Here is a 23,716-nt window from a genome sequence, read left to right on the forward strand (position 1 = left end):
GCCGGGCGGGCGAAAGCCGTAATCAGGGACGTCTGAGTCGGGTGACGAACTTGTAGCGGTCGCCGCGGTAGAGGGACTGGGCGTACTCGACCGGGTTGCCGTCGGCGTCGAAGGCATGGCGCGTGAGCAGCAGCATGGGCAGGCCGACGTCCACCCCGAGGACCTGCGCGTCGTACGGCGTGGCCAGCACGGTCTCTATGACCTCCTCGGCGTCGGTCAGCCGCACGTTGTAGGCGTTGTGCAGCGTCTCGTACAGCGAGGAGTGCCCTTCGAGCTCCCGCCGCAGCCGGGGGAACCGGCGGGCGGACAGGTGGGTGGTGTCGATCGACATCGGCTCGCCGTTGGCCAGGCGGAGGCGGTGGATGCGCAGGACCCGACCGCCAGGGTTGATCGCGAGCCGCCGTCCGAGGGCCTCGTCGGCGGTGATGTAGCTGATGTCGAGGATCTTCGTGTCGGGTTCGAGGCCGACGGTGCGCAGGTCACCGGTGTACGACGTGAGCTGGAGCACCTGGGCGACCTTGGGCTGGGCCACGAAGGTGCCCTTGCCCTGGATCCGCAGCAGCCTGCCCTCGACCACCAGCTCGGAGAGTGCCTGCCGCACGGTCGTGCGGGAGGTCTCGAAACGCACGGCGAGCGTCCGCTCCGGGGGGAGAGCGCTCCCCGGAGACAGGGTCTTGGTGAGCTCCAGCAGGTTCCGCTTCACGTCGTAGTACTTGGGAACCCTGGGGGAGTCCTCGCTGCGCTCCGTCACATGTCCACCTTCGCCTCGGCCACAGCGGTGAGCGCGCCCCTGACCACCGCGAGATCATCGGACCCCAGATTGGCCCGAGCGGTCAACCTGAGACAAGACCGGCCATGGGGAACCGATGGTGGGCGGAAGCATCCCACGCGGACGCCGTGGTCCGCACACAGGGCGGCGGCCGCCACCGCGAGCTGTGGCGGGCCGAGGACGACCGGCACCACGGCCGCCGCCGGATCGCCCGACTCCAGGCCCAGCTCCCGGGCCATCGCGGCGAGCTCGTGGGCGCGCGACCGAGCCCGTCCGGGCAGGTCAGGAGTGCTTTCCAGGATGCCGAGCGCCGCCAGGGCCGCTCCGGCGCAGCCGGGGGCGAGCCCGGTGTCGAAGATGAAGGAGCGGCCCGTGTCGATCAGCGTCTCGATCACCTCGGAGGCGCCCAGCACCGCACCGCCCTGCGACCCCAGCGACTTGGAGAGCGTGACGGTTCTCACAACGTCAGAATCCCTCGCGAGCCCGGCGGCGTGCACCGCGCCCCTGCCCTGCTCGCCGACGACGCCCAGCGCGTGCGCCTCGTCCACCACCAGAAGGGCCCCGTGCCGTACGGCTGCCGCGTGCAGCTCCCGGAGCGGCGCGAGGTCGCCGTCCACGGAGAACACGGCGTCGGTCACCACGACCGCGTGATCCTCGGCGCGCTCGGCCAGGACCTTGGCCACCGCCTCCACGTCGCCGTGCGGCGTCACCACGACACGCGCCCGCGAGAGGCGGCAGGCGTCCACGATCGAGGCGTGGTTGCCCGAGTCGGAGACCACCAGGCCGCCACGGGCGAGCGCCGCGACGGCGGCCAGGTTGGCCAGATAGCCGGAGGAGAACACCAGCGCCCGGGCGGCACCGGTGAAGGCGGCCAGCCGGTCCTCCAGCTCCGCGTGGAGCAGCGTGGTCCCCGTGACGAGCCGCGACCCGGTCGAGCCCGTGCCCCACTCCCGGGTGGCCCGCACGGCGGCCTCGACCAGCCGCTCGTCGCGGGAAAGGCCCAGGTAGTCGTTGGAGGCCAGGTCGAGAAGGCCGTCGTGGTCGGGGGTGCGTGGGCGCAGGGCGCGCCGCAGCCCGGCGGCCTCCCGTTCGGCGGCAGCCGTGCGCAATCTGTCGATCGGCCCTGTCATGGAGTGCATCTTGCCAGGTGGGGGAGGTCGATTCGCTTTCGGGAGGCATCCCGGCGCATCATTCACACGTGCCGACTCTCAGCGACCTGGTGACCCGTCACACCGCGCTCGACTCCGCTGACCTGGACTGGATCCACTCTCTGGTCTCGGACTGGCAGCTGCTCGCCGACCTGTCCTTCGCCGACCTGATCCTCTGGATCCCGCACCAGAACGGCGAGGGGTGGGTGGCGGTGGCCCAGATGCGTCCGACCACGGGCCCCACGGTGTATCACGACGACGTCGTCGGCATGGTCGTCGCCAAGGGGGAGCGGCCCCTCATCGACATCGCGTGGAACGAGCACCGGATCTGCCGCGAGGGCGATCCCGACTGGTCGAGCGGTGTGCCCGTCCGCGAGGAGACCATCCCGGTACGGCGGGGCCTGACCGGCCGGTTCCTCGGGGTCATCCAGCGCTCGACCAACCTGTCGTCGGCCCGCACGCCGTCCCGGCTGGAGCTGACCTACCTGCAGAGCGCCTCAGACCTGGCCCAGATGGTCGCCGAGGGGCGGTTCCCCTTCCCGGAGGAGGAGCCGATCCTGGTCCGCTCGCCCCGGGTGGGCGACGGGCTGCTCCGGCTCGACCGGGCGGGCCGGGTGACCTACGCCTCCCCGAACGCGCTGTCGGCCTACCGCCGCCTCGGCCTGCACGCCGACCTGGTGGGGGCCGACCTCGGCAAGACCACCGCCGACCTCTGCTATTCGGACGAGCCCATCAACGAGGACCTGATGCTCGTCGCCAGTGGACGGGCACCTCGGGAGACCGAAGTGGAAAAGGGCGGCACGGTGGTGCAGCTCAGGGCGATCCCGCTGATCGTCGGCGGGGGCAGGATCGGCGCTCTGGTGCTCGTGCGCGACGTGACCGAGCTGCGCCGCCGCGAGCGGGAGCTGCTGACCAAGGACGCGACGATCCGCGAGATCCACCATCGCGTGAAGAACAACCTGCAGACGGTCGCGGCCCTGCTCCGGCTGCAGGCGCGCAGGCTCAACAACCCGGAGGGGCAGGAAGCGCTCAGCGAGGCCGTCCGGCGGGTGGGCTCGATCGCGATCGTGCACGAGATCCTCGCGCAGATGCCCGAGGAGATGGTGGAGTTCGACGACATCGCGGACCGGGTCATCGCCATGACGGCGGAGGTCTCCGTCGCGCAGGTCCTGCCCAAGCGCATCGGCAGCTTCGGGGTGCTGCCGGCCGCTGTGGCCACCCCGATCGCGATGGTCCTCACCGAGCTGTTGCAGAATGCCGTTGAGCACGGCTTCTCGCACAAGTCCGGCAACGTTCAGGTCATGGTGTCGCGTGACCTCGACCGGTTGGAGGTGGTGGTGGCGGACGACGGCAAGGGGCTGCCCACCGACTTCGACCTGGAGTCGACCGCGAGCCTGGGGTTGCAGATCGTCCGGACGCTGGTCGTCGGCGAGCTGTCAGGCCGTCTGGCCGTCGAGCGGAGGCAGGGCGGAGGCACCGAAGTCATTTTGAGCATTCCGGTGCAAACAGGATGAGAGTGATGTCCCTGGACAGGGAAAGCGGTAAGCAGTGTGGTTCGCGTTGCACTGGAGCTCAGCTCGGTGTTTGTGAACGACCGGCCCAACGTGGCGAACGGTCTAATGTGACGCGGGCTCTACTGGGTGAACCGGCCTGGACCGCAATTCGGTGAATGCCGGCACTGATGGCATTCACCGAACCCGTGTTGTCGTCGGGGGCTTCTGAAGGTCGGGTTTCCGGAGGTCGTCTGAAGTGCCGGGTTTCTGGAGATCAGACGCCCGCTCGAGCGCGGGCGCGAGCCGTACGGCGCTTGAGGGCGCGGCGCTCGTCCTCACTGAGTCCACCCCAGACGCCGGCGTCCTGACCGGACTCCAGGGCCCACTTCAGGCAGGACTCGGTGACGGAGCACTGTCGGCAGACCTGCTTGGCCTCTTCGATCTGCATGAGCGCGGGACCGGTGTTCCCGATCGGGAAGAACAACTCGGGGTCCACGTCACGGCAGGCAGCGCGGTGGCGCCAGTCCATGCGTTCCACTCCTTCGTAAAGTGGAGCCTCCGCGGCTCCTCAGCCGACAACTTTGTGAACTCTTTCACTAGCTAATGCGTGGACTTGCCCGGTGCTATGGTTCGGGCCGGGCTTGTCCACATGATCGCCGGGGCGCTTCCGGAAGCTGTAGCCTCCGTAAAGGTCCTACGTTCCGACGTCGTACTTCAGCTTTTCAGCCATGCCAACACCACACAAGAGGTTTGGGACAAGGTTTTGCCCCCCATGGCTGTCGGATACGTCACACTATGACTACATGTAACGAGCTAGACCAGGACTTGTAACGCATCCGGGATAGAACGGAATACCACCCATTCGTGTTCGCCCAGGTAATCGCCATCGAGCTGGAAGGCGACCGGCCGGGACGCGAGGAGGGTGAACTCGGCCTCGTCATGAACCTGGACCAGGTGTTTACCTGTCGGCAATCCCCGGCGCTCCGCGACGATCTGCCTGGCGAGCCTGAGCAAGGTCGGCAGACCCATCTTCCGGAGGCCGAGAAGATCGAGACCCGTCTCGAAGCTCGCCCACGGCGTCGGGTTGATCGGACGTGATCCGGCGTAGGTCCATGGCGACGTGTTGGACACGATCGCCATGAAGAGGCCCTCCACGTCGCGCTGGTCCGGGCGCCTCAGCCGCATGGCGGGGCGGTGGCGATCGGTCACGAAGAAGTGCCTGACCGCCGTGTTGACGTAGAGGGACGGCAGCGCCCGTAATCCAGCGCTTCGCATCCCCTCCACGGCCCGGACGACCTCGGCGTCGTATCCCAAGCCAGCGCAGAATGTGAAATATCGGGACCGGTGGTGGTCTGAGTCCGCATCTGCCCCGGGATCCGGGCCTGAAACCTCATCGTGCCAGATCGCCTTGCCAAGCCCGATGATTTTCCTTCGCTCGTCGCGCAGCGCCTCCAGGACCGCGCCGGTCGCCTCGACCGGGTTGTTGGGCAGGCCGAGCGCGCGTGCGAAGACGTTGGCGCTGCCGCCGGGAATGACGATCAGCGCCGGTCGTTCGGCGGCGCGCTCGTCCGGCTGCCCCTCCAGCAGCCCATTGACGGTCTCGTTGATCGTGCCGTCGCCGCCGAGGACGGCCACCGCCTCGAAACCCTTCGCGTGAGCCGTGCCGGCGAGGACGGCCGCGTGCCCGCGGTAGGCCGTCTCCTCGACCGAGAGGTCCACGGCGGCGCCGAGCGCCCGGATCAGCACATCCCTCGTGCGCTGGTGCGTCGACGTCGCCTTCGGATTGACGAGGAGAAGAGCCCGCATGTCTTGAAGGTTAAACGACGCTTTACCGCGATGGCCGACGACGCCTTACGAAGAGGCCGCCGACCGGCACGGGTAGGGTTGGGCGATGTGATCAGCAGTCCTGCCCGCCGTCCCGCCACCCTGGCCGTCGCGGCGGCCGTCCTGGCAGCCGAGGGCCTCCTCGGCTTGGTCCTGGGGGGTTACGTCGCCGTCGAAACCCTGATCGGCAAGCCCTCGGACATGTCCAGCGCCCTGGCCGAGGCGGCGTTCGGCATGCTGGCCGGCGCCGGGATCGGCTGGGTCGCGTGGGGAGTGTGGCAGGCCCTCCGCTGGAGCAGGGGGCCTGGCGTGGTGACGCAGATCTTCATCCTGCCGGTCGCGATCTCGCTGATCGGGTCCCGGCAGTACGCCTTCGGTGTTCCTCTTGTCGTGGCGGCCGTGATCGTGCTCGTGTCGCTCCTCGCCCCTCAGTCCACGCATGCGCTGATGGGCGAGGACGGCTCCACGGGAGACTCCCCGGGATCTCCGGACTAGTCTTCTTCGAGTCAGTCCTCGGCGGTCAGGCCCTCGCGGAGCTGGGCCAGCGTCCGCGCGAGCAGCCGGGAGACGTGCATCTGCGAGATGCCCAGCTCGGTCGCGATCTGGGACTGCGTCATGTTCCCGAAGAAGCGCAGCAGCAGGATCCGCTTCTCGCGCGGAGGCAGCCGCTCCAGCAGCGGTTTGAGCGACTCCCGATACTCGACGCCTTCGAGGGACTCGTCCACGATGCCCAGCGAGTCCGACACGGCGGGCGCGTCGTCGTCGCCCGAGTCAGGGGCGTCGAGGGAGACCGTCGAGTAGGCGTTCGCCGACTCCAGGCCCTCGAGCACCTCTTCCTCGGTCATCTGCAGGTGCGCGGCGAGCTCGGCGACCGTGGGGGCGCGGCTCTCCCGCTGGGACAGCTCGCTGATCGCCTTGGTCAGCGAGAGCTTCAGCTCCTGTAGGCGGCGCGGCACGCGGACCGCCCAGCCCTTGTCCCGGAAGTGACGCTTGATCTCGCCGACGATGGTCGGCGTGGCGTATGTGGAGAACTCCACTCCACGCGCCAGATCGAACCGGTCGATCGACTTGATCAGACCGATCGTGGCGACCTGCGTGAGGTCGTCGAGCCACTCGCCGCGGTTCCGGAACCGGCGCGCGAGGTATTCCACCAGCGGCAGATGGAGCTCCACGAGCTCGTCCCGGATGCGCTGACGCCTGGGGTCGTCTGCCGGCAGCTCCGACAGCTCCCCGAAGAGCGTGCGCGCCCGCACGCGGTCCGGCACCGCCGAGTCGCCGGAGGCCATGGCACGAGTCCTCTCCGTCACGCCGGCCTCGCTGTGCCTCGGCGCTTACGCAGCACGATGGCCATGTGGTCCGGGTGATCGGAGGTGGCGTCCACGTCGTCGGCCAGGGCGGTGAGCACCATCCAGGCGAAGTCGTCGCGCTTGGGAGCGCTGACGCCGACCGTGCTGACCTCCACGCGGACCGTCATCTCCTGCCCCGTGAGCTCGAACTCCGCCAGGAGGTCGGTTCCGGGCACCGCGTGGCGCAGCAGCATGGCGCACGCCTCGTCCACCGCGATGCGGAGATCCTCGATCTGATCGAGGGTGAAGTCGAGCCGTGCCGCGAGCCCGGCCGTAGCCGTACGCAGCACGGAGAGATAGGCGCTCACGGCGGGCAGCCGGACACTCACAGCGTCACGGATCCCGGTCAGATCCACCGCAGGCGTCTCGGTTTCCTCGGTCACGTTCCTCCTCGCCCCTTCGAGCCGGCTCAGTGCCGCTGTCTGCAACCTACCGCCACTCGTCCTCTGTTGCTCCGCTCGGACGCGCCGTTTGTGGTGATCTTGGGGGTAACTCCTGGTAAATTCCCTCCGCAGCTTCGCCTGCGTTTAACGATCTGGCCCCGCGCGGTCTCGGGAACCGGCGGGGCCATGGATCGCACGGCTCAGGCCGCCTTGGTCTCCCAGAAGATCTTGGCGATCTCGTCGATCTTGGCGAGCAGCTCGTCAGCCTGGGCGGGGTCCACGGTGCCCTTGCCACCGGCCGCGCCCGCCAGCTTGGTCGCGTCCCAGAAGAGCTGGTGCAGCTGCGGGTACTGCTCAAGGTGCGGGGGCTTGAAGTAGTCGGTCCACAGCACCCACAGGTGGTGCTTGACCAGCTCCGCGCGCTGTTCCTTGATGATCAGGGCCCGAGTCCGGAAGACCGGGTCGTCGCTGTCGGCGTACTTCTTAATGATCGCCTTGACCGACTCGGCCTCAATGCGGGCCTGGGCCGGGTCGTAGACCCCGCACGGCAGGTCGCAGTGGGCGGACGCCTCGTGCTTCGGTCGCAGCAGTCGTGCGAGCATCGGAATCCTTCCTTAGGAATGCTGGTAACAGCACTGTCCAAGTACCGACCTTACTCGTCCTGAAACTCGCGCGAGGAGGGGGATGTGCTCACCGCCGTCAGTGTCGTCGGCGACTCGATGCTGCCCGTGCTGCGGCCCGGAGACTGGCTGCTGGTACGGCGCGGCGCCGTGATCAGGCCTGGTGATGTCGTGGTCGCCAGGAGACCGCACGGCTTGATCGTCAAGCGGGCGTTCCGGCTCACCGAGGACGGCTGGTGGCTGGAGAGCGACAACCAGCGGGCCGTCGGCCGGCAGGACAGCTGGAACTTCGGCGCGGTCCCGGCGACGGAGATCGTCGGCCGGGTCGTGCTGCGCTACTGGCCCCGCCCCTTCCGCCGGTTCCCCCGCGCCCCCGGCTGAGCCCGGGTCCGCGGCTGAGCCCGGGTCCCCGGCTGGGCGGGATCCGCGGGCTTCCAGTCCCGGTCAGGCGCCGCGCTTGCGCGCGCGGTAAGCGGCCACGTTGGACCGGCTGGCGCACCGCTCGGAGCAGTAGCGCCTGGACCGGTTGGAAGAGGTGTCCAGGTAGGCGTTGTGGCACGCCGCCGCCTGGCAGATGCCCAGCCGGTTGACGCCCAGGCGGGTGACGACGCTGGCCAGGCCCATGACCGAGCCCACGGCGAGGGCGTCGGCCACTCGCCCGCCCTCGGTCAGGTGCATGTGCCAGGGCTGGCCGTCATGGCCGGAGATCTGGGGATGGACGGGATGGCGGACGAGCAGGCCGTTGAGCCGCTCCACCACGTCGGCCTCGTCGCCGGCGGCGGCGGACTCGAAGGCGCCGGCCAGCTCCTCCCGGAGCTCCAGCAGGGCGTCGAGGTCGCGGCGCGTGACCCGGGCGGCCGCCTCGGTGCGCCCCGTCCCCCGCAGAAGCTCGCGCAGCGTGTCCAAAGTCCTGAGCTCGTCGGCTCGGTTGACCAGCAGGACGGCCAGCTCGGCATATGACGTCAAGTCCAACGGGACGACCTAGGGGGTGTAAGGGACCAATCCTGGCTCCGAGTATTACATGGACGGCATGTCCGGGGAACTCCCCCCGGGAATCGGCTGTGGCCCGCCTAACAGCTGTGGCCCGCCTAACAATGGGCGGCCGTTCGGTCATGTGGCACAATCAGGAGACGGGTGACCCCCGTACCCCCCTCAAGAGACGACCGTCAACGACGACGGCCTCCGGCGGCTACCGAAGCCTGGGCTTTCGTTCTCTTGTCGGCGTCTACCGAAGGTTTCGTCCTTTCGACACTGGGGTCGCTGTGACCGTTTCATCTGTCTCCTTGGCATCTCTCGACCTGGATCCCGCTTTCGCGCTGCACCGCGGCGGCAAGCTGGAGGTCCGCTCCACCATCCCCGTCCGTAACGCGGACGACCTCTCTCTCGCCTACACGCCGGGCGTCGCCCGTGTCTGCACGGCGATCGCCGACAGCCCCGAGCTGGTCAACGACTACACCTGGGTCTCCAACGTCGTGGCCGTGGTCTCCGACGGCACGGCCGTCCTCGGCCTCGGCGACATCGGGCCCGCCGCCGCCATGCCGGTCATGGAGGGCAAGGCGCTTCTGTTCAAGGAGTTCGGCAACGTCGACGCGGTGCCGATCTGCCTCGACTGCACCGACGTCGACGGCCTGGTCGAGACCGTGGTCCGGCTCGCACCCTCGTTCGGCGGCATCAACCTGGAAGACATCAGCGCTCCGCGTTGCTTCGAGGTGGAGGACCGGCTGCGGGAGCTGCTCGACATCCCCGTCTTCCATGACGACCAGCACGGCACGGCCATCGTGGCGCTGGCGGCGCTGCAGAACGCTGCCCGCCTGACCGGGCGCTCCCTGGGCGAGCTGCGCGCGGTCGTGGCCGGCGCCGGGGCCTCCGGCGTGGCTGTCACGCGGATCCTGCTCAACGCCGGCATAGGCGACATCGCGGTCTCCGACTCGAAGGGCATCCTCTACTCCGGCCGGGAAGGGCTCAACCCGGTCAAGGAGGCGCTCGCCCGCGACACCAACAAGGCCCGCCTCACCGGCTCGACCGAGCAGGCCCTCGCCGGCGCCGACGTGTTCATCGGCCTGTCGGGCTCGACGGTCTCCGAGGGGGCCATCGCCTCGATGGCGCCGGACTCGATCGTCTTCGCGCTCTCCAACCCGACGCCCGAGGTGGAGCCGTCCGTGGCGGCCCGCTACGCGCGGGTCGTGGCCACCGGGCGGTCCGACTTCCCCAACCAGATCAACAACGTGCTCGCCTTCCCCGGGGTCTTCCGGGGCGCGCTCGACGTGCGGGCCACGACGATCACCGAGAACATGAAGGTCGCGGCCGCCTCGGCGCTGGCGGCGGTGGTGGGGGACGAGCTGTCCGAGAGCTACGTGATCCCCTCGCCGTTCGACGGCCGGGTGGCGCCCGCGGTCACCGCCGCCGTGGCCGCGCAGGCCCGCCAGGACGGTGTCGCCCGCAAACTCTGACCTCCCGGCGTGATCATGCACAGGTTCCCCGGCAGGGTTCCCGCCTCGCCCAACTCTTGACGTGATCATGCGCGGCTTGCCGCGCGTGCCGTACGGCCTGCGAAGTCATGGGTCGTGATCATGCATTTTTGGAGTGCATGATCACGACCCTGTTGCTTTCGCGGGGGATGCGACGACGAGTTCCCGAGTTTCCCTGGGATGGTCGGCGAAGATTTGGGAATCCCTTGGGGGGGTTCACGGTACGTGCTATAAAGAGAGCTCTCCGTTACCAACCGGCTATGCCTGTCGCGTGGTGAGGAGAGCGATGCGACGCGAACCCAACCGGCTACTCCAGCAGCACCTCGCCGATGCGGGCCTGTCCCGCAAGGGGCTGGCCCGCCGGCTCAACGATCTCGGCCTGACCCGCGGGCTGGCCGGGATGAGATACGACCACGGCTCGGTGCTGCGCTGGATCGGCGGCCAGCGCCCGCGTGATCCGGTGCCCAAGCTGCTGGCGGAGATCTTCTCCCTGCGGCTGGGGAAGCCGGTGTCCACCGAGGACATCGGCATGTCACGCGGAGCAGTCCCTCTCGACCTCGGACAGGAGTTCCCCCATTCGTGGCAGGAGGGTGTGGCAAGCGTGACAGCACTGTGGAGGGCCGACGTCGAGCGGCGGAAGTTCCTGCTCGACTCCACCTTCGCCCTGGGAGCGGGTTCGGCCGGGATCGCCCGCTGGCTGACGATCCCCGCCGAGGAGCGGCTCTCCGCGGACGGCCCCCGCAGGGTGGGCGTCTCCGACGTGACCGCGATCCGCGAGGTCACCCGCTCGTTCAGCGAGTTGGACAACCGATTCGGCGGCGGCAGCATCCGCGGGCCCGTCGTGAAATATCTGGACACGGCCGTGACGCCTCTTCTCCGGGACGGCGCGTACGGCGAGGCCACCGGTCGCGCGCTCGCGACCGCGGCCGCCGAGCTGACCAGGCTCGCCGGGTGGATGGCCTATGACCTGGAGCAGCACGGCATCGCGCAGCGCTACCTGATCCAGGCGCTCGGGCTGGCGCGCGGCGCGGGCGACCACGGGCTGGGCGGGGAGATCCTGGCGGGCATGAGCCACCAGGCGCTCTACATCGGCCGGCCCCGCCACGGCCTCGACCTGGCCAGGGCGGCGGCGATGGCGGCGGAGCGGTCGGGGGTGTTCTCGCTGCTGGCCGAGGCGCGCGTCCTGGAGGCGCACGCGTTCGCGCTGCTCGGGGACGGCGCGGCGTGCGCCGCCTCGCTCCACCGCGCCGAGGTGGCCTTCGACCGGCGCTCTCCCGGGAACGAGCCCAAGTGGATCGGCTACTTCGACGAGGCGTATCTCGCCGCCAAGTCGGCCCTCTGCCTGCGCGACCTCGGCGACGGGGCCGCGGCCGTACGGCAGGCGAGACGGTCGCTGCGGATGGACGGGCGCTACGTCCGCGGCAAGATGTTCAACCTCTCGCTCCTGGCGTCGGCCCTCCTGCAGCAGGGAGAGCTGGAGGAGGCGTGCACGGCCGCCGCCTCGGCCCTCGACGTCGCGCAGGGTCTCCAGTCCGTCCGGACCAGGTCGTACGTCGCGGACATGCGGAAGCGGCTGGAGCCGTACGCCGCGGAGCCCCGCGTCGCGGCGGTGCTCGCGAGGGCCTGAACAGTCAGTGAAAGGGCGCAGGGCCCGGCTTGGGAAAGCCGGGCCCTGCGGGTCAAGCGCTGCCACCGCGCCGGCGGCGGGCACCACGCCGCCGGCGACTACCGGTGGGATCAGTACTTGGCGACGATGCTGCCGGACCAGAGGTGCGCGGCCGCCTTGTAGACGCCGTACAGCTCACCGTCGAAGTACGGCGAGATGCTGGTGTCGATGCGGTTGTTCTTGTCGGTGTCGGAGATGCCGATCGTCACACCGTTGAGGTAACCGAGGCGGCGGTTGCTGCTGTAGTTGAGCAGCCAGGACGACCCGATGGAGCCCTCACCGGTGAAGGACGACTTCACCCCGACGAGCTCCTCGCCCTTGATGGCCGCGGCCTTGGCGGCGAAGGTCTTGCCGTACGACCACTTGAGCGTGGCGCCGGAGTAGGCGTAGTTGCCGTCCGGGTGCGAGCCGCTCGGGTAGCCGAAGACGAAGACCGGCTTGCCGATCTTCTGGTTGTAGGCCAGGCCCTGCCCGCCGACGTTGTCGCCGAGGCGGCCGACGTCGGTGAAGGTCCGGACGTAGAACCGGGTGACCTTGAAGTCCAGGTCGTAGTTCGCCGCGAAGGTGCGGTAGTAGTACTTGTACTTCTTGGCCGGAGCCGGGGTCTCCGTCGGCGTGGCGCTGGGCGACGCCGTCGGGGTCACCGTCTCGGTCGGCTCCGAGATCTCCTCGACCTTGTAGTACTCCTTCTTCCCGTCCTCGCTGAGGAACGGGACGTCCTTCGGAGCCTTCGTGGTGTGGATCTCGAACTGCTTGCTCTCGTCCTCGCTCACGTCCGCGGCCTTGGGGTCGACGCCCTTGGCCGTGAGGTAGGCGTCCTTCGTCACCTGGACGGTCTTGGACTCGGGGGTCCCGGCCGCCACCGGGTGCTTGGTGTCGAGGACGGCGTCGATCTCGCCCTTGCCCTGGTGGGCCTTCGCCTCGGCGAGGGTCTCGTAGTACTTGACGTCCGGCTTCACAAGGCGGTCGTCGTTGGGGTACTTGTCGTACTCCTTGGCCGTGACCTCGCCGGCCCCGCTGTTGGGCAGGACACCGTTGTAGACGGTGACGAACGCGTAGTCGCGGTCGCCGTCCTCGTAGACGTCGTAGTCGTAGTGGGTGAAGGCCTGCTTACCCACGTAGATGCCCCACGGGGTCTTGCCCTGGTAGTAACCCGGGATGAAGACCCAGTAGTCGAGCGTCTCGTCGTTCGACTCGGTGTCGTAGACGCAGTGCCCGGCCGTGGCGACCAGGTTGTGGTACTGCGACTGCACGGAGGTGGCGGTGCACCAGTGCGGCTCGCCGTCGGAGCCGAGGAAGAACACCTTGCCCGTGGTCTTGGGCAGGTTGACGTTCTTCGACTTGGAAGCCGACTTCTTCTCGTCGCCGATCGCCGGGACCACGCCGGGCTTGCTGTCCGCGGAGGGACCGCCGGTCGAGACGTGCTTGGCGACGACCTTGGTCTCCACGTCGTACGGCGTGGCGCCGATCAGGTTGGCCTTGTGCTCGCCGTACCAGAACGCGGCGATCTGCCAGGCGGCCGTCTGGCTGGCCAGGGGGGTGCCGGCCACGTCACCGGAGGCCTGAGCCGGGGTGACGAGGGCCGAGCTGAGCAGGCCGGTGGCGACAACGCCGCCGAGAGGGAGAAGCAGACGCTTCTTCATAGGGGGATGCTCCTCGCGCTGTCGTGGAACGCCTCTTGCGTCCCATCCGTCAGTAAAGGTTGATCGAAACCCTACATTGAAGATCTTGTGGCCCGAAGGGGCATTCGAGCCCTTCCTCACGCTTACCGCGCCGATATCATGCTGTTACTGATTAGATATTTATCGGCACTCAGTCAGTCGGCATCGAATCGTGATATTTCCGCAGATGGGCTGGTGAACGGGGCATTGTCCGGAAATACCGTTAGGACGGTTCCAAGAATGTTGCCGCTCCTCGGTGTGACAAGCATCACAGTTTGCGGTGGGCACGGACCGCTAGCGGCTCACGTCTAAACCTGCCGCAAAGGCGCCAAATGCGAGAGGCCCGGCCGAAACGGCCGGGCCTCTGCTTGGTTCACCGCTTATGAAAACGGCCTAGTACCGGCATGCTCAGTGCGACGGAACCTCGGTCAGGCCGATGGTGCCGTCCGCGCGGACGAGCGAGCCGGACCAGAGGGGGTAGGCGGCCTTGTAGACGCCGTAGGTCTCGCCGTCGAAGTACGCCGAGGTGATCAGGTCGCTACGGTTGTTGTTGTCGGTGTCCCCGCCGAGGCTGGTGACGCCGTTGATGTAGCCGAGACGACGGGCGCTGCTGTACTTCAGGATCCAGGGGCCACCCGAGGACCCGCCGGTCATGGCGCACTTCAGGCCGATCTGCTCCTCGACCTTGACCGACGCCTCGCTGACCGGGCCGAAGGTCTTGCCGTAGCACCACTTCAGCTTCTCGCCGGTCCAGACGTAGTTGCCGTCGTCGTGCGGAGCTGCCGGGTAGCCGAACACGAAGACCGGCTGGCCGATCTTCTGGTTGTAGGCGAGGCCCTGACCGCCGACCTTGTTGCCCAGCGGGCCGAGGTCGACCAGCTTGTCGTTGATCTCGTCGTAGCCGATGCCGTTGTAGACCGTGACGAAGGAGTAGTCACGGTCCGCGTCCTCGTAGACGTCGAAGTCGTAGTGGGTGAAGGCCTGCTTGCCGATGTAGATGCCCCACGGCGCCTTGCCGTCGTAGTAACCGGGGATGAACACCCAGTCGTCCACGACCTGGCCGTTGCCGTCGATGTCGTAGACACAGTGCCCGGCCGTGGCGACCAGGTTGCGGTACTGCGACTGGATCGAGGAGGCGGAGCAGGAGTAGACGCCGTCGCCGATGCTGAAGAACACCCGTCCGACGGTCTTCGGAAGGTTGACGTTCTTCGACTTGGCGGCCGTCTTCTTCTCGTCACCGATCGCCGGCACGATTCCCGGCTTGCCGTCCGCCGCCGGCGCTCCGGTGGAGACGTGCTTGGGCACGACCTTGTGCTCCAGGCCGTACGGGTCGGCGGCCTTGAGCTTCGCGCCACCACCGGTCAGCCAGAACTTGACGATCTTCGTTGCCTCCGAGGGGGAGGCGAGCTTCGCGGTGGCCGTGGTCGGTGCGGCCTGGGCCGGCACCGTCAGGGATGCGGCCGCGAGGCCGGCAGCGGCGATCGCGCCGCTGAGGGGGAGAAGCACGCGCTTCTTCATGAGGGGTTCGCTCCTCGCGCTGTACGTGGGACGCCACTTGCGCCCCATGCGTCAGTAAAGGGATGTCAAGGAACTTACAGCACGGAGGCACCTGGCGATAAGTCCGACATAAGAAGAGATCGCGATAATTTGGAAGTTTCTCGTTCTGTATGGCTTTCGTAACTTGGCGACCTGCGTCAATGTCGCTGCCGCGCATGCCGAAGTCCCTTTTTCGGGCATGCGTAAGGGTGGGCTTTCGGCCTTGGAGAGCACTTAGAGAAGCGAGCGAACCGGCCTCGTGACCTCGTATGCCCCGTTGAACGGGACGGAGCCGGACCACAGGTGACGGGCCGCGCTGTAGACACCGTAGAGTTCGCCGTCGAAATAGGCCGAGACGCTCGTGTCGGCGCGGTCATCCCCGTCGGCGTCCGAAACGCCGAGAGTGAGACCGTTCAAGTAACCCAGGCGGCGGCTGTTCCGGTATCCGGCCAGCCACGCGGCTCCCGAGGCGTCCATGACCCCCGACCGCACGCCGACCAGTTCCTCCGCCTTGACGGAGAGGTCCTGCGCCTTGAACGGCCTGCCGTACGACCATCTGAGGGCGCGGCCGGGCTGCTGCGCGTTCCCGGGAGGGAGCGTGCCGGTGGGGTACCCGAAGAGGAAAACGGGCCTGCCGACCTGCTGGTTGTAGGCGAGGCCCTGTCCGCCGACCCGATCGCCGAGGCGGCCGGCGTCGGTGAGCCTGACGCCGACGTACGTTGTCGCCGTGCGCGACCGGACCTTGTACTTCACGCCGCCGCTGAACGCGTTGTACTGGGCTTCGTTGAGAGACCTGACCCAGCTCGGCGCGAGCCCGTTGTACACGGTGACGAAGGCGTAGTCGCGGTCGAAGTCCCGGTATGTCGCGAAGTCGTGATGGGTGAACGCCTGCTTGCCGACGTACACGCCGAAGGGCGTCCTCCGCTGGTAGTAGCCCGGAACGAACACCCAGTCCTTCAACGTCGCGGCCGGGGACGTCGCGGCGGATCCGATGTCGTAGACGCAGTGGCCGGCCGTGGCGACGAGGTTCCGGTAGTCGGCCTGGACGGAGGTGGCCGAGCACCAGTGCGGCCTGCCGTCCGCGCCGAGGAAGAACACCTTGCCGGTGGTCCTGGGCAGGTTGACGTTCTTGGATCGGGTCGCGGCCGTGTGCTCCGGGTCCCCGCCGGGGACGAGGCCGGGCCGCCCGTCGGGGGCCGGGCCGCCCGTGAAAGCACGCCTCGCCGCCATCCCGCTCTCCGGCAGGTACGGCGTGGCGGCGGCGAGGGCCTGGCCGTCGCCGTTCAGCCAATAGGCGAGCACCGACGCGACCTGCGCCTGCGTGGCGAGGACGTCGGTCGCGGTGATGTCGTAGGCGCGGGCGGGAGCCTGAACGGCGGCTCCGAGCAGCCCCACCGCCATCACACCTGTGATGAGGATGCGCAGCAAGAGAACTCCTCGCGCTGTACGTGGAACGTCTCCTGCGCCCCATCGTCAGTAAAGGGATGCAAGGGAACATACAGCGCACAGATTTCATGTCGGATACGAATCCTGCGGCGCAGCCGGTGATGGATATATCCGGAAACGGCACAGGGTCCGGCGGGAAAGCCGGACCCTGTGGGTGAAGTGGTGAGTCAGGGGCGCGAGCCCCCTGTCATCTCCGTAGCCGGAGACTAGGCGATCGAGCCGGACCAGAGGTTCTTGGCCGCGCTGTAGACACCGTAGAGCTCGCCGTCGAAGTACGGGGAGACGCTGGTGTCGTAGCGGTCGTTGCCGTCGGTGTCCGAAACGGCGATGGTGACACCGTTCAGGTAGCCGAGACGACGGCCGTTGTTGTACTTCAGCAGCCAGGACGAACCGAGGGCGCCCTCACCGGTGAAGGACGACTTCACGCCCTGCAGCTCCTCGGCCTTGATCGCCGCGGCGGTCGCCTTGAAGGTCTTGCCGTACGACCACTTGAGGGTCTTGCCGGAGAAGGCGTGCTGCCCGTCCGGGTGCGACCCGCTCGGGTAACCGAAGACGAAGACCGGCGAGCCGATCTTCTGGTTGTAGGCGAGGCCCTGACCGCCGACGTTGTCACCGAGGCGACCGGCGTCCGTGAACTTGGCGACGTAGTACTTGGTGATCAGCTCTTCCTTGTTGCCGTCCTTGTCGACATCGTCGACGTCCTTGACCTGCTCCTTGTGGGTCCAGCTGTCGGCCACGTAGGCGTTCGGGGCGGCGGCGCGGTACTTGTTGTACGCGTCCTCGGAGACCTGGACGAAGGTGTGCTCGACGTCGCGCCCGTCGTGCGGGGCCTTGAGGCCGTTGTAGACGGTGACGAACGCGTAGTCGCGGTCCCCGTCCTCGTACACGTCGAAGTCGTAGTGGGTGAAGGCCTGCTTGCCGACGTAGATGCCCCACGGGGTCTTGCCCTGGTAGTAACCCGGGACGAACACCCAGTTCTTCAGCGTGGCGGCGTTGCTCTCCGTGTCGTAGACACAGTGGCCGGCGGTCGCGACGAGGTTGTGGTACGCGGACTGCACCGAGGTGGCGGTGCACCAGTGCGGCGTCTTGTCGTCGGCGCCCACGAAGAACACCTTGCCGGTGGTCTTGGGCAGGTTGATGTTCTTCGACTTGGCGGCGGTCTTCTTCTCGTCGCCGATGGCCGGGACGATGCCGGGCTTGCTGTCGGGAGCCGGGCCGCCCTTGCTGATGTGCTTGGCGACGACCTTGGTCTCCGCGTTGTACGGCGTGGCGTTGACCAGGTTGGCGCCGTCCTGCGCGTACCAGAACCCGGCGACGCCCCAGGCGGCGATGCCGGTCGAGGCCAGCGGGTCGCTGGCGACGTCACCGGAGGCCTGAGCGGGAGTGGTGAGACCGGCGGCCAGGAGGCCGGCGGCGGCGACGATGCCACCGAAGGCGACAGTGCGCTTCATGGGGGGAGACTCCTCTTGGTCTGTCGTGGTACGCCTCATGCGTCCCATGCGTCAGTAAAGGGATAGTCAGGACCATAGTGATTGATCTTGCGGCATGGAAGGCGGTTGACTGCGGTCTGTGACCACGAAGGACGCCGAGATCTTTCCGTTATGCGGGGTCGCGACTGCGCTCTCTGCCGTCGAGACCGACATATCCGCAGATCAGAAGTCGGGGGAGACCTGAGGTTGTATGAGCATGTTGCGGCTATGGTGCTGATTGACGCCATTCAATATGTGATGTAAATCACATTAATGTCATGGCACCGATCGAGTGCGATGTACGTCTAAGGCTCCTCAACGGCACGAGGCCCCGGCGCTGTCGCCGGGGCCTCGATCGCTGGGCGCATACGGGCACCTCGTATGCGGCCTTATGCGGCTGGGAATGGCACGGGGCCCGGCGGTGAGCCGAGCCCCGTGGTGAAGCAGTCAGTCAGGGTTTGGACCCCTGACTGGGTGATCGCTTTTCTCCGCAGGCCGGAGGTTAGGCGATCGAGCCGGACCAGAGGTTCTTGGCCGCGCTGTAGACGCCGTACAGCTCACCGTCGAAGTACGGGGAGATGCTGGTGTCGTAACGGTCGTTGCCGTCGGTGTCGGAGACGCCGATGGTGACACCGTTCAGGTAGCCGAGACGACGGCCGTTGCTGTACTTGAGCAGCCAGGACGAACCGAGGGCGCCCTCACCGGTGAAGGAGGACTTCACGGCCTGGAGCTCCTCGGCCTTGATGGAGGCCGCGGTCGCCTTGAAGGTCTTGCCGTAGCTCCACTTGAGGGTCTTGCCGGAGTAGGCGTAGTTGCCGTCCGGGTGCGACCCGCTCGGGTAGCCGAACACGAAGACCGGCTGGCCGATCTTCTGGTTGTAGGCCAGACCCTGCCCACCGACGTTGTCACCCAGGCGACCAGCGTCGACGAACTTCCAGACGAAGTAGTGCTGGAACTCCTCGGTCTTGTTCCCGTCCTTGTCGAAGTCGTTGTAGTCCGGACCGTACACGCTGGCGATGTCACCGATGAAGGTGTCGTAGCCCTTGTACTGGTCGTAGACGTCCTTCGTGACCTCGGTCCAGCTGCCGATGTTCTCCCAGCCGGTCCCGCCGGTGGGCGACTTCTTCGGCGTGTCGTCGCCGTGCGGCACACCGTCGTGCGGGGCCTTCAGACCGTTGTACACGGTGACGAACGCGTAGTCGCGGTCGCCGTCCTCGTACACGTCGTAGTCGTAGTGGGTGAAGGCCTGCTTACCCACGTAGATGCCCCACGGGGTCTTGCCCTGGTAGTAACCCGGGATGAAGACCCAGTTGTCGAGCGTGGCGGCGTTGGAGTCCGTGTCGTAGACACAGTGACCAGCGGTCGCGACCAGGTTGTGGTACGCGGACTGCACCGAGGTGGCCGAGCACCAGTGCGGCTTCTTGTCAGCGCCCTCGAAGAAGACCTTGCCCGTGGTCTTGGGCAGGTTGATGTTCTTCGACTTGGCGGCGACCTTCTTCTCGTCACCGATGGCCGGCACGATGCCGGGCTTGCTGTCGGGAGCCGGGCCGCCCTTGCTGATGTGCTTGGCGACGACCTTGGTCTCGACGTTGTACGGCGTGGCGCCGATCAGGTTGGCCGCGTCGTTCGCGTACCAGTAGGCCACGATGTTCTTCGCGGCGATACCGGTCGAGGCGAGCGGCTTGCTGGCGACGTCACCCGCGGCCTGAGCCGGGGCGGCGAGGCCCGAGGCCAGGAGGCCGGCGGTGGCGACGAGGCCACCGAAGGCGAGAGTGCGCTTCATGGGGGAACTCCTTGGTCTGTCGTGAGACGCCTCATGCGTCCCATGCGTCAGGAAAGGGATAGCCAGGAAGATACAGGCGCGATCTTGCGAGGCGGAAGCCGCTTGACTGACGTTCATGACCACCGGCGACGCCGAGACCTTTCCGTTACCTCTAAGGCGGTTCGGGATCTTTGCCGCACGGGTGGATATCTCCGCAGATCAAGGGTCAGATTGTGACCTTGAGTAATTTGGGTTCGTTGTGGCCTGAGTTACTGTGGAGACCAAAGTGTGTGATGTAACTCACATTGATGTCCTGGCACCGATCGCGTGTGCCTTACGTCTAAGGGCCTCAAACGGCGCGAGGCCCCGGCGCTGTGCGCCGGGGCCTCGAATCACTGCGCAGCATACAGAGCCTGAGCCGGCTTCGCCGCGTCTTCGCTGTGACATGGCGCAGGGCCCGGCTGGGAAGCAGCCGGGCCCTGCGGTGATGCGGTGATGCTGTGATGCCGTGTGAGTCACTGACTCACTGATCGCTTTGTCTCCGCAGGCGGGAGGTTAGGCGATCGAGCCGGACCAGAGGTTCTTGGCCGCGCCGTAGACGCCGTAGAGCTCGCCGTCGAAGTACGGGGAGATGCTGGTGTCGTAACGGTCGTTGCCGTCGGTGTCGGAGACGCCGATGGTGACACCGTTCAGGTAGCCGAGACGACGGCCGTTGCTGTACTTGAGCAGCCACGCGGAACCGAGGGCGCCCTCGCCGGTGAAGGAGGACTTCACGGCCTGGAGCTCCTCGGCCTTGATGGAGGCCGCGGTCGCCTTGAAGGTCTTGCCGTAGCTCCACTTGAGGGTCTTGCCGGAGTAGGCGTAGTTGCCGTCCGGGTGCGACCCGCTCGGGTAGCCGAACACGAAGACCGGCTGGCCGATCTTCTGGTTGTAGGCCAGACCCTGCCCACCGACGTTGTCACCCAGGCGACCGGCGTCAGCGAACTTCCAGACGTAGTACTTGCCGCCGGAGGTGTAGTGGGGCAGAGCGTCCTCGTCGTGGTACGCCTGATAGGTGGCCGCGTCGGTCTCCTGGAACCCGGCGTACTGCTTCAGCTCGTCCCACTTGTGGTCCTTGATCAGCTGCCAGATGCCGGCGAAGCCGTCGTGGGGGAACTTGATGCCGTTGTAGACGGTGACGAACGCGTAGTCGCGGTCGCCGTCCTCGTACACGTCGTAGTCGTAGTGCGTGAACGCCTGCTTGCCGACGTAGATGCCCCACGGGGTCTTGCCCTGGTAGTAACCCGGGATGAAGACCCAGTAGTTCAGCGTCGCCTTGTTCGACTCCGTGTCGTACACGCAGTGACCGGCGGTGGCAACCAGGTTGTGGTACGCCGACTGGACCGACGTGGCGGTGCACCAGTGCGGGTTCACGGCCTGCGGGTACCAGTGCTCGCGGGGGCCCTTGACCCACTTGAACCCGTCGGCGAAGAACACCTTGCCCGTGGTCTTGGGCAGGTTGATGTTCTTCGACTTGGCGGCGACCTTCTTCTCGTCGCCGATCGCCGGCACGACACCGGGCTTGCTGTCGGGAGCCGGGCCGCCCTTGCTGATGTGCTTGGCGACGACCTTCGTCTCGACGTCGTACGGCGTGGCGTTGATCAGGTTGGCCGCGTTCTCGGCCAGCCAGAACGCGGCGATGTTCTTGGCCTGGATACCGGTGGCGGCCAGGGGGGCGCTGGCGACGTCACCGGAGGCCTGAGCCGGGGCGGCCAGGCCGGAGGCCAGGAGGCCGGCGGTGGCGACGAGGCCACCGAAGGCGAGAGTGCGCTTCATGGGGGAGCTCCTTGCTCTGTCGTGGAACGCCTCGTACGTCCCATGCGTCAGTAAAGGGATAGTGAGCACCATATATCGCGATCTTCATCTGGTAGCCCTGCTTTCCCAGCTCATCGGACGGCCTGATGGTCGAGATGTTCGCGTTACATGACTGACGGACCGCAAGCTTTCAAGTCAGCGATGGATTTCGCTTGTTCGCCCAGCTAGCTCCACTCGGGAACACTTCTTTTCATGACAATGAGGATGATTCTGACTAAGATCAATAAATAGAGTGTGATGTAAATCACACCTCTTGGATGGCACCGCTCACCGTTGGTGGGCGTCTAAATGTGCTTGACGACCCGCCCCAGCAGGCGCCGTCACCTCGGGTGTGCGCCATCACCTGCGAGATCGCCGTTCGCAGCTCCGCTGGAAGAGCCTCACATGTTTCCCCTGGAAGACATGGAGGAGAGAGCCTCTCGGCATTGCTGGTCCGGCGTGCATCCGTTTCACGCGATCCCGGCCGACCCGTGGATTCTCGGGCGTGCGGTCGAAGCCGTCGTCCGCGTGTGCCGATCCGAACCGGCGCCGGAAAGCCGAAAGGGCCCGGCTTAACAGCCGGGCCCTTAAGGTGATGCGCGTTTCGAATCAGGGTTTGGACCCCTGAGCCGGAACTAGTGCAGAGCGGGCGACTCGACCGGGAAGGCGATCGAGCCGGACCAGAGGTTCTTGGCCGCGCCGTAGACGCCGTAGAGCTCGCCGTCGAAGTACGGGGAGATGCTGGTGTCGTAACGGTCGTTGCCGTCGGTGTCGGAGACGCCGATGGTGACACCGTTCAGGTAGCCGAGACGACGGCCGTTGCTGTACTTGAGCAGCCACGCCGAGCCGAGGGCGCCCTCGCCGGTGAAGGAGGACTTCACGGCCTGGAGCTCCTCGGCCTTGATGGAGGCCGCGGTCGCCTTGAAGGTCTTGCCGTAGCTCCACTTGAGGGTCTTGCCGGAGTAGGCGTAGTTGCCGTCCGGGTGCGACCCGCTCGGGTAGCCGAACACGAAGACCGGCTGGCCGATCTTCTGGTTGTAGGCCAGACCCTGCCCACCGACGTTGTCACCCAGGCGGCCGACGTCCACGAACTTCCAGACGAAGTAGTGCGTCTTGCCGTCCTTGACGACCTCGTGGCAGTAGTGCTTCTTGTCGCGGTACTCCTGGGGGAACTGCAGGTAGGTCGCCTTCGAGACCTCGTACCACTCGCCGGGAGCCGCCTCGGGGTCGGAGAGACCGTCGTGGCCGATCCCAAGACCGTTGTACACGGTGACGAACGCGTAGTCGCGGTCGCCGTCCTCGTACACGTCGAAGTCGTAGTGGGTGAAGGCCTGCTTACCCACGTAGATGCCCCACGGAGTCTTGCCCTGGTAGTAACCCGGGACGAAGACCCAGTTCTCCAGGGTGGTGGCGTTGCTCTCCGTGTCGTAGACACAGTGACCAGCGGTCGCGACCAGGTTGTGGTACGCGGACTGCACCGAGGTGGCGGTGCACCAGTGGGGGCGGCCGTCGGCGCCATCGAAGAACACCTTGCCCGTGGTCTTGGGCAGGTTGATGTTCTTGGACTTGGCGGCGACCTTCTTCTCGTCGCCGATCGCCGGAACCACACCGGGCTTGCTGTCGGGAGCCGGGCCGCCCTTGCTGATGTGCTTGGCGACGACCTTGGTCTCGACGTCGTACGGCGTGGCGTTGATCAGGTTCGCGTACTCGTTGTTGTACCAGTAGGCAACCGTGGCCCAGGCCGCGATGCCGTTGGTCGCGAGAGCGTCGCTGGCGACGTCCTGAGGAGTGGCCTGAGCCGGGGCGGCGAGGCCCGCGGCCAGGAGGCCGGCGGTGGCGACAACGCCACCGAAGGCGAGAGTGCGCTTCATGGGGGAACTCCTTGGTCTGTCGTGGGACGCCTCATGCGCCCCATGCGTCAGTAAAGGGATAGGCAGAAGATAGCGCATATAAGGCCCGTTTAAGGCGTTACAGAAGAGTTTCTTGCAGCTAGCTCGCCGACGGCTGGCTCTTATTTTCGGGTTGACAGGATGACAGCCAGTCTGTGGTTGACGATCAGTACCTGTTTCCGCAGCGTGCGCCAATTCCACAGTCCCTCTGACGAATGCTTACTGGCGGTGCGGAAAGCCTGTCACCTGTGTGTGTGATGCATATCACATGGTTCCTGTAGGAAGTCTGATCACCGGCTGACCTGCTGCTGCGTGGTAGTGGCGAGCCGAAAGGGGACGTTTTACGCCGTCGTCCGACCGGGGCATTTGGTTTACATCAGAGCGCCACGAGTTTCTTGTGACT

20 protein-coding genes are annotated in these 23,716 nt (G+C 66.8%); 5 read left to right on the forward strand and 15 right to left on the reverse strand.

The window, feature by feature from the left end; all coding sequences use genetic code 11:
- Nucleotides 1-22: 22 nt before the first annotated feature.
- The gene (locus N5079_RS13560; RefSeq protein ID WP_261584015.1) at nt 23-751 is read right to left on the reverse strand and encodes a GntR family transcriptional regulator; all 729 of its coding nucleotides are present in this window, start codon (nt 749-751) and stop codon (nt 23-25) included.
- A complete protein-coding gene (locus N5079_RS13565) occupies nt 748-1,899 on the reverse strand; it encodes an 8-amino-7-oxononanoate synthase (protein ID WP_261584016.1) in 1,152 nt (383 codons plus the stop codon). Before N5079_RS13565 ends, N5079_RS13560 begins: the two co-directional genes overlap by 4 nt.
- Before the next feature lie 68 nt (nt 1,900-1,967).
- Here N5079_RS13565 and N5079_RS13570 point away from each other — a divergent pair, with 68 nt between their 5' ends.
- Complete coding sequence (locus N5079_RS13570) at nt 1,968-3,431, forward strand: PAS domain-containing sensor histidine kinase (RefSeq protein ID WP_261584017.1); 1,464 nt, start codon at nt 1,968-1,970, stop codon at nt 3,429-3,431.
- Between the two features lie 253 nt (nt 3,432-3,684).
- On the opposite strand, the gene N5079_RS13575 is transcribed toward N5079_RS13570, so the two are convergent.
- Nucleotides 3,685-3,939, reverse strand: coding sequence for a WhiB family transcriptional regulator (locus tag N5079_RS13575; protein WP_203887961.1), 255 nt, complete (start codon nt 3,937-3,939; stop codon nt 3,685-3,687).
- Nucleotides 3,940-4,223: 284 nt separating this feature from the next.
- Nucleotides 4,224-5,216 carry a diacylglycerol/lipid kinase family protein gene (locus N5079_RS13580; RefSeq protein ID WP_261584018.1) on the reverse strand — a complete coding sequence of 331 codons (993 nt, stop codon included), beginning with the start codon at nt 5,214-5,216 and terminating at the stop codon, nt 4,224-4,226.
- 87 nt (nt 5,217-5,303) lie between these two features.
- On the opposite strand from N5079_RS13580, the gene N5079_RS13585 reads away from it, so the two are divergent.
- Entirely contained in the window at nt 5,304-5,729 is a 426-nt protein-coding gene (locus N5079_RS13585) for a hypothetical protein (protein ID WP_261584019.1), read from the forward strand.
- 11 nt (nt 5,730-5,740) lie between these two features.
- Here N5079_RS13585 and N5079_RS13590 read toward each other — a convergent pair whose 3' ends face one another.
- The 3 genes from N5079_RS13590 to sodN all read right to left on the reverse strand — a co-directional run bounded on the left by N5079_RS13590 (nt 5,741) and on the right by sodN (nt 7,565).
- Nucleotides 5,741-6,520, reverse strand: coding sequence for an RNA polymerase sigma factor SigF (locus N5079_RS13590; RefSeq protein WP_203887992.1), 780 nt, complete (start codon nt 6,518-6,520; stop codon nt 5,741-5,743).
- A gap of 17 nt (nt 6,521-6,537) precedes the next feature.
- Complete coding sequence (locus tag N5079_RS13595; protein WP_261584020.1) at nt 6,538-6,963, reverse strand: ATP-binding protein; 426 nt, start codon at nt 6,961-6,963, stop codon at nt 6,538-6,540.
- A gap of 200 nt (nt 6,964-7,163) precedes the next feature.
- A complete protein-coding gene (gene sodN / locus N5079_RS13600) occupies nt 7,164-7,565 on the reverse strand; it encodes a superoxide dismutase, Ni (RefSeq protein ID WP_261584021.1) in 402 nt (133 codons plus the stop codon).
- A gap of 84 nt (nt 7,566-7,649) precedes the next feature.
- On the opposite strand from sodN, the gene N5079_RS13605 reads away from it, so the two are divergent.
- Nucleotides 7,650-7,964 (forward strand): helix-turn-helix transcriptional regulator, encoded by a 315-nt coding sequence (locus tag N5079_RS13605; RefSeq protein WP_261584022.1) that lies wholly within the window; start codon nt 7,650-7,652, stop codon nt 7,962-7,964.
- A 63-nt stretch (nt 7,965-8,027) separates the two neighbouring features.
- Here N5079_RS13605 and N5079_RS13610 read toward each other — a convergent pair whose 3' ends face one another.
- A complete protein-coding gene (locus N5079_RS13610; RefSeq protein ID WP_261584023.1) occupies nt 8,028-8,555 on the reverse strand; it encodes a CGNR zinc finger domain-containing protein in 528 nt (175 codons plus the stop codon).
- Between the two features lie 311 nt (nt 8,556-8,866).
- Here N5079_RS13610 and N5079_RS13615 point away from each other — a divergent pair, with 311 nt between their 5' ends.
- Both N5079_RS13615 and N5079_RS13620 read left to right on the forward strand, forming a co-directional pair.
- On the forward strand, nt 8,867-10,033 hold the full coding sequence (locus tag N5079_RS13615) for an NADP-dependent malic enzyme (RefSeq protein ID WP_315967829.1): 1,167 nt from the start codon (nt 8,867-8,869) through the stop codon (nt 10,031-10,033).
- A gap of 304 nt (nt 10,034-10,337) precedes the next feature.
- Nucleotides 10,338-11,678 (forward strand): hypothetical protein, encoded by a 1,341-nt coding sequence (locus N5079_RS13620; protein WP_261584025.1) that lies wholly within the window; start codon nt 10,338-10,340, stop codon nt 11,676-11,678.
- A gap of 110 nt (nt 11,679-11,788) precedes the next feature.
- Here the strand turns inward: N5079_RS13620 and N5079_RS13625 are convergent, their stop codons facing one another.
- The 7 genes from N5079_RS13625 to N5079_RS13655 form a co-directional block, all read right to left on the reverse strand.
- A complete protein-coding gene (locus N5079_RS13625) occupies nt 11,789-13,360 on the reverse strand; it encodes a trypsin-like serine peptidase (protein ID WP_261584026.1) in 1,572 nt (523 codons plus the stop codon).
- Between the two features lie 426 nt (nt 13,361-13,786).
- The gene (locus tag N5079_RS13630) at nt 13,787-14,896 is read right to left on the reverse strand and encodes a trypsin-like serine peptidase (protein WP_261584027.1); all 1,110 of its coding nucleotides are present in this window, start codon (nt 14,894-14,896) and stop codon (nt 13,787-13,789) included.
- 252 nt (nt 14,897-15,148) lie between these two features.
- Complete coding sequence (locus N5079_RS13635) at nt 15,149-16,342, reverse strand: trypsin-like serine peptidase (RefSeq protein WP_261584028.1); 1,194 nt, start codon at nt 16,340-16,342, stop codon at nt 15,149-15,151.
- Between the two features lie 224 nt (nt 16,343-16,566).
- The gene (locus N5079_RS13640) at nt 16,567-17,811 is read right to left on the reverse strand and encodes a trypsin-like serine peptidase (RefSeq protein WP_261584029.1); all 1,245 of its coding nucleotides are present in this window, start codon (nt 17,809-17,811) and stop codon (nt 16,567-16,569) included.
- A gap of 520 nt (nt 17,812-18,331) precedes the next feature.
- Complete coding sequence (locus N5079_RS13645) at nt 18,332-19,612, reverse strand: trypsin-like serine peptidase (RefSeq protein WP_261584030.1); 1,281 nt, start codon at nt 19,610-19,612, stop codon at nt 18,332-18,334.
- 534 nt (nt 19,613-20,146) lie between these two features.
- Complete coding sequence (locus N5079_RS13650) at nt 20,147-21,406, reverse strand: trypsin-like serine peptidase (RefSeq protein WP_261584031.1); 1,260 nt, start codon at nt 21,404-21,406, stop codon at nt 20,147-20,149.
- A 653-nt stretch (nt 21,407-22,059) separates the two neighbouring features.
- Nucleotides 22,060-23,295, reverse strand: a complete 1,236-nt coding sequence (locus N5079_RS13655; protein ID WP_261584032.1) for a trypsin-like serine peptidase — start codon at nt 23,293-23,295, stop codon at nt 22,060-22,062.
- Between the last annotated feature and the right edge of the window lie 421 nt (nt 23,296-23,716).

This window comes from Planotetraspora sp. A-T 1434, assembly GCF_025420585.1.
In the GTDB taxonomy this organism is placed as follows: Bacteria; Actinomycetota; Actinomycetes; order Streptosporangiales; family Streptosporangiaceae; genus JAOEGB01.

Excerpts from the sequence above, each read along its gene's own strand:
- N5079_RS13620 (WP_261584025.1), top strand. The coding sequence starts at position 10,338 with ATGCGACGCGAACCCAACCGGCTACTCCAGCAGCACCTCGCCGATGCG.
- N5079_RS13625 (WP_261584026.1), bottom strand. The coding sequence starts at position 13,360 with ATGAAGAAGCGTCTGCTTCTCCCTCTCGGCGGCGTTGTCGCCACCGGC.
- N5079_RS13645 (WP_261584030.1), bottom strand. The coding sequence starts at position 19,612 with ATGAAGCGCACTCTCGCCTTCGGTGGCCTCGTCGCCACCGCCGGCCTC.
- sodN (WP_261584021.1), bottom strand. The coding sequence starts at position 7,565 with ATGCTCGCACGACTGCTGCGACCGAAGCACGAGGCGTCCGCCCACTGC.
- N5079_RS13590 (WP_203887992.1), bottom strand. The coding sequence starts at position 6,520 with ATGGCCTCCGGCGACTCGGCGGTGCCGGACCGCGTGCGGGCGCGCACG.
- N5079_RS13580 (WP_261584018.1), bottom strand. The coding sequence starts at position 5,216 with ATGCGGGCTCTTCTCCTCGTCAATCCGAAGGCGACGTCGACGCACCAG.
- N5079_RS13650 (WP_261584031.1), bottom strand. The coding sequence starts at position 21,406 with ATGAAGCGCACTCTCGCCTTCGGTGGCCTCGTCGCCACCGCCGGCCTC.
- N5079_RS13630 (WP_261584027.1), bottom strand. The coding sequence starts at position 14,896 with ATGAAGAAGCGCGTGCTTCTCCCCCTCAGCGGCGCGATCGCCGCTGCC.
- N5079_RS13655 (WP_261584032.1), bottom strand. The coding sequence starts at position 23,295 with ATGAAGCGCACTCTCGCCTTCGGTGGCGTTGTCGCCACCGCCGGCCTC.
- N5079_RS13575 (WP_203887961.1), bottom strand. The coding sequence starts at position 3,939 with ATGGACTGGCGCCACCGCGCTGCCTGCCGTGACGTGGACCCCGAGTTG.
- N5079_RS13640 (WP_261584029.1), bottom strand. The coding sequence starts at position 17,811 with ATGAAGCGCACTGTCGCCTTCGGTGGCATCGTCGCCGCCGCCGGCCTC.
- N5079_RS13565 (WP_261584016.1), bottom strand. The coding sequence starts at position 1,899 with ATGACAGGGCCGATCGACAGATTGCGCACGGCTGCCGCCGAACGGGAG.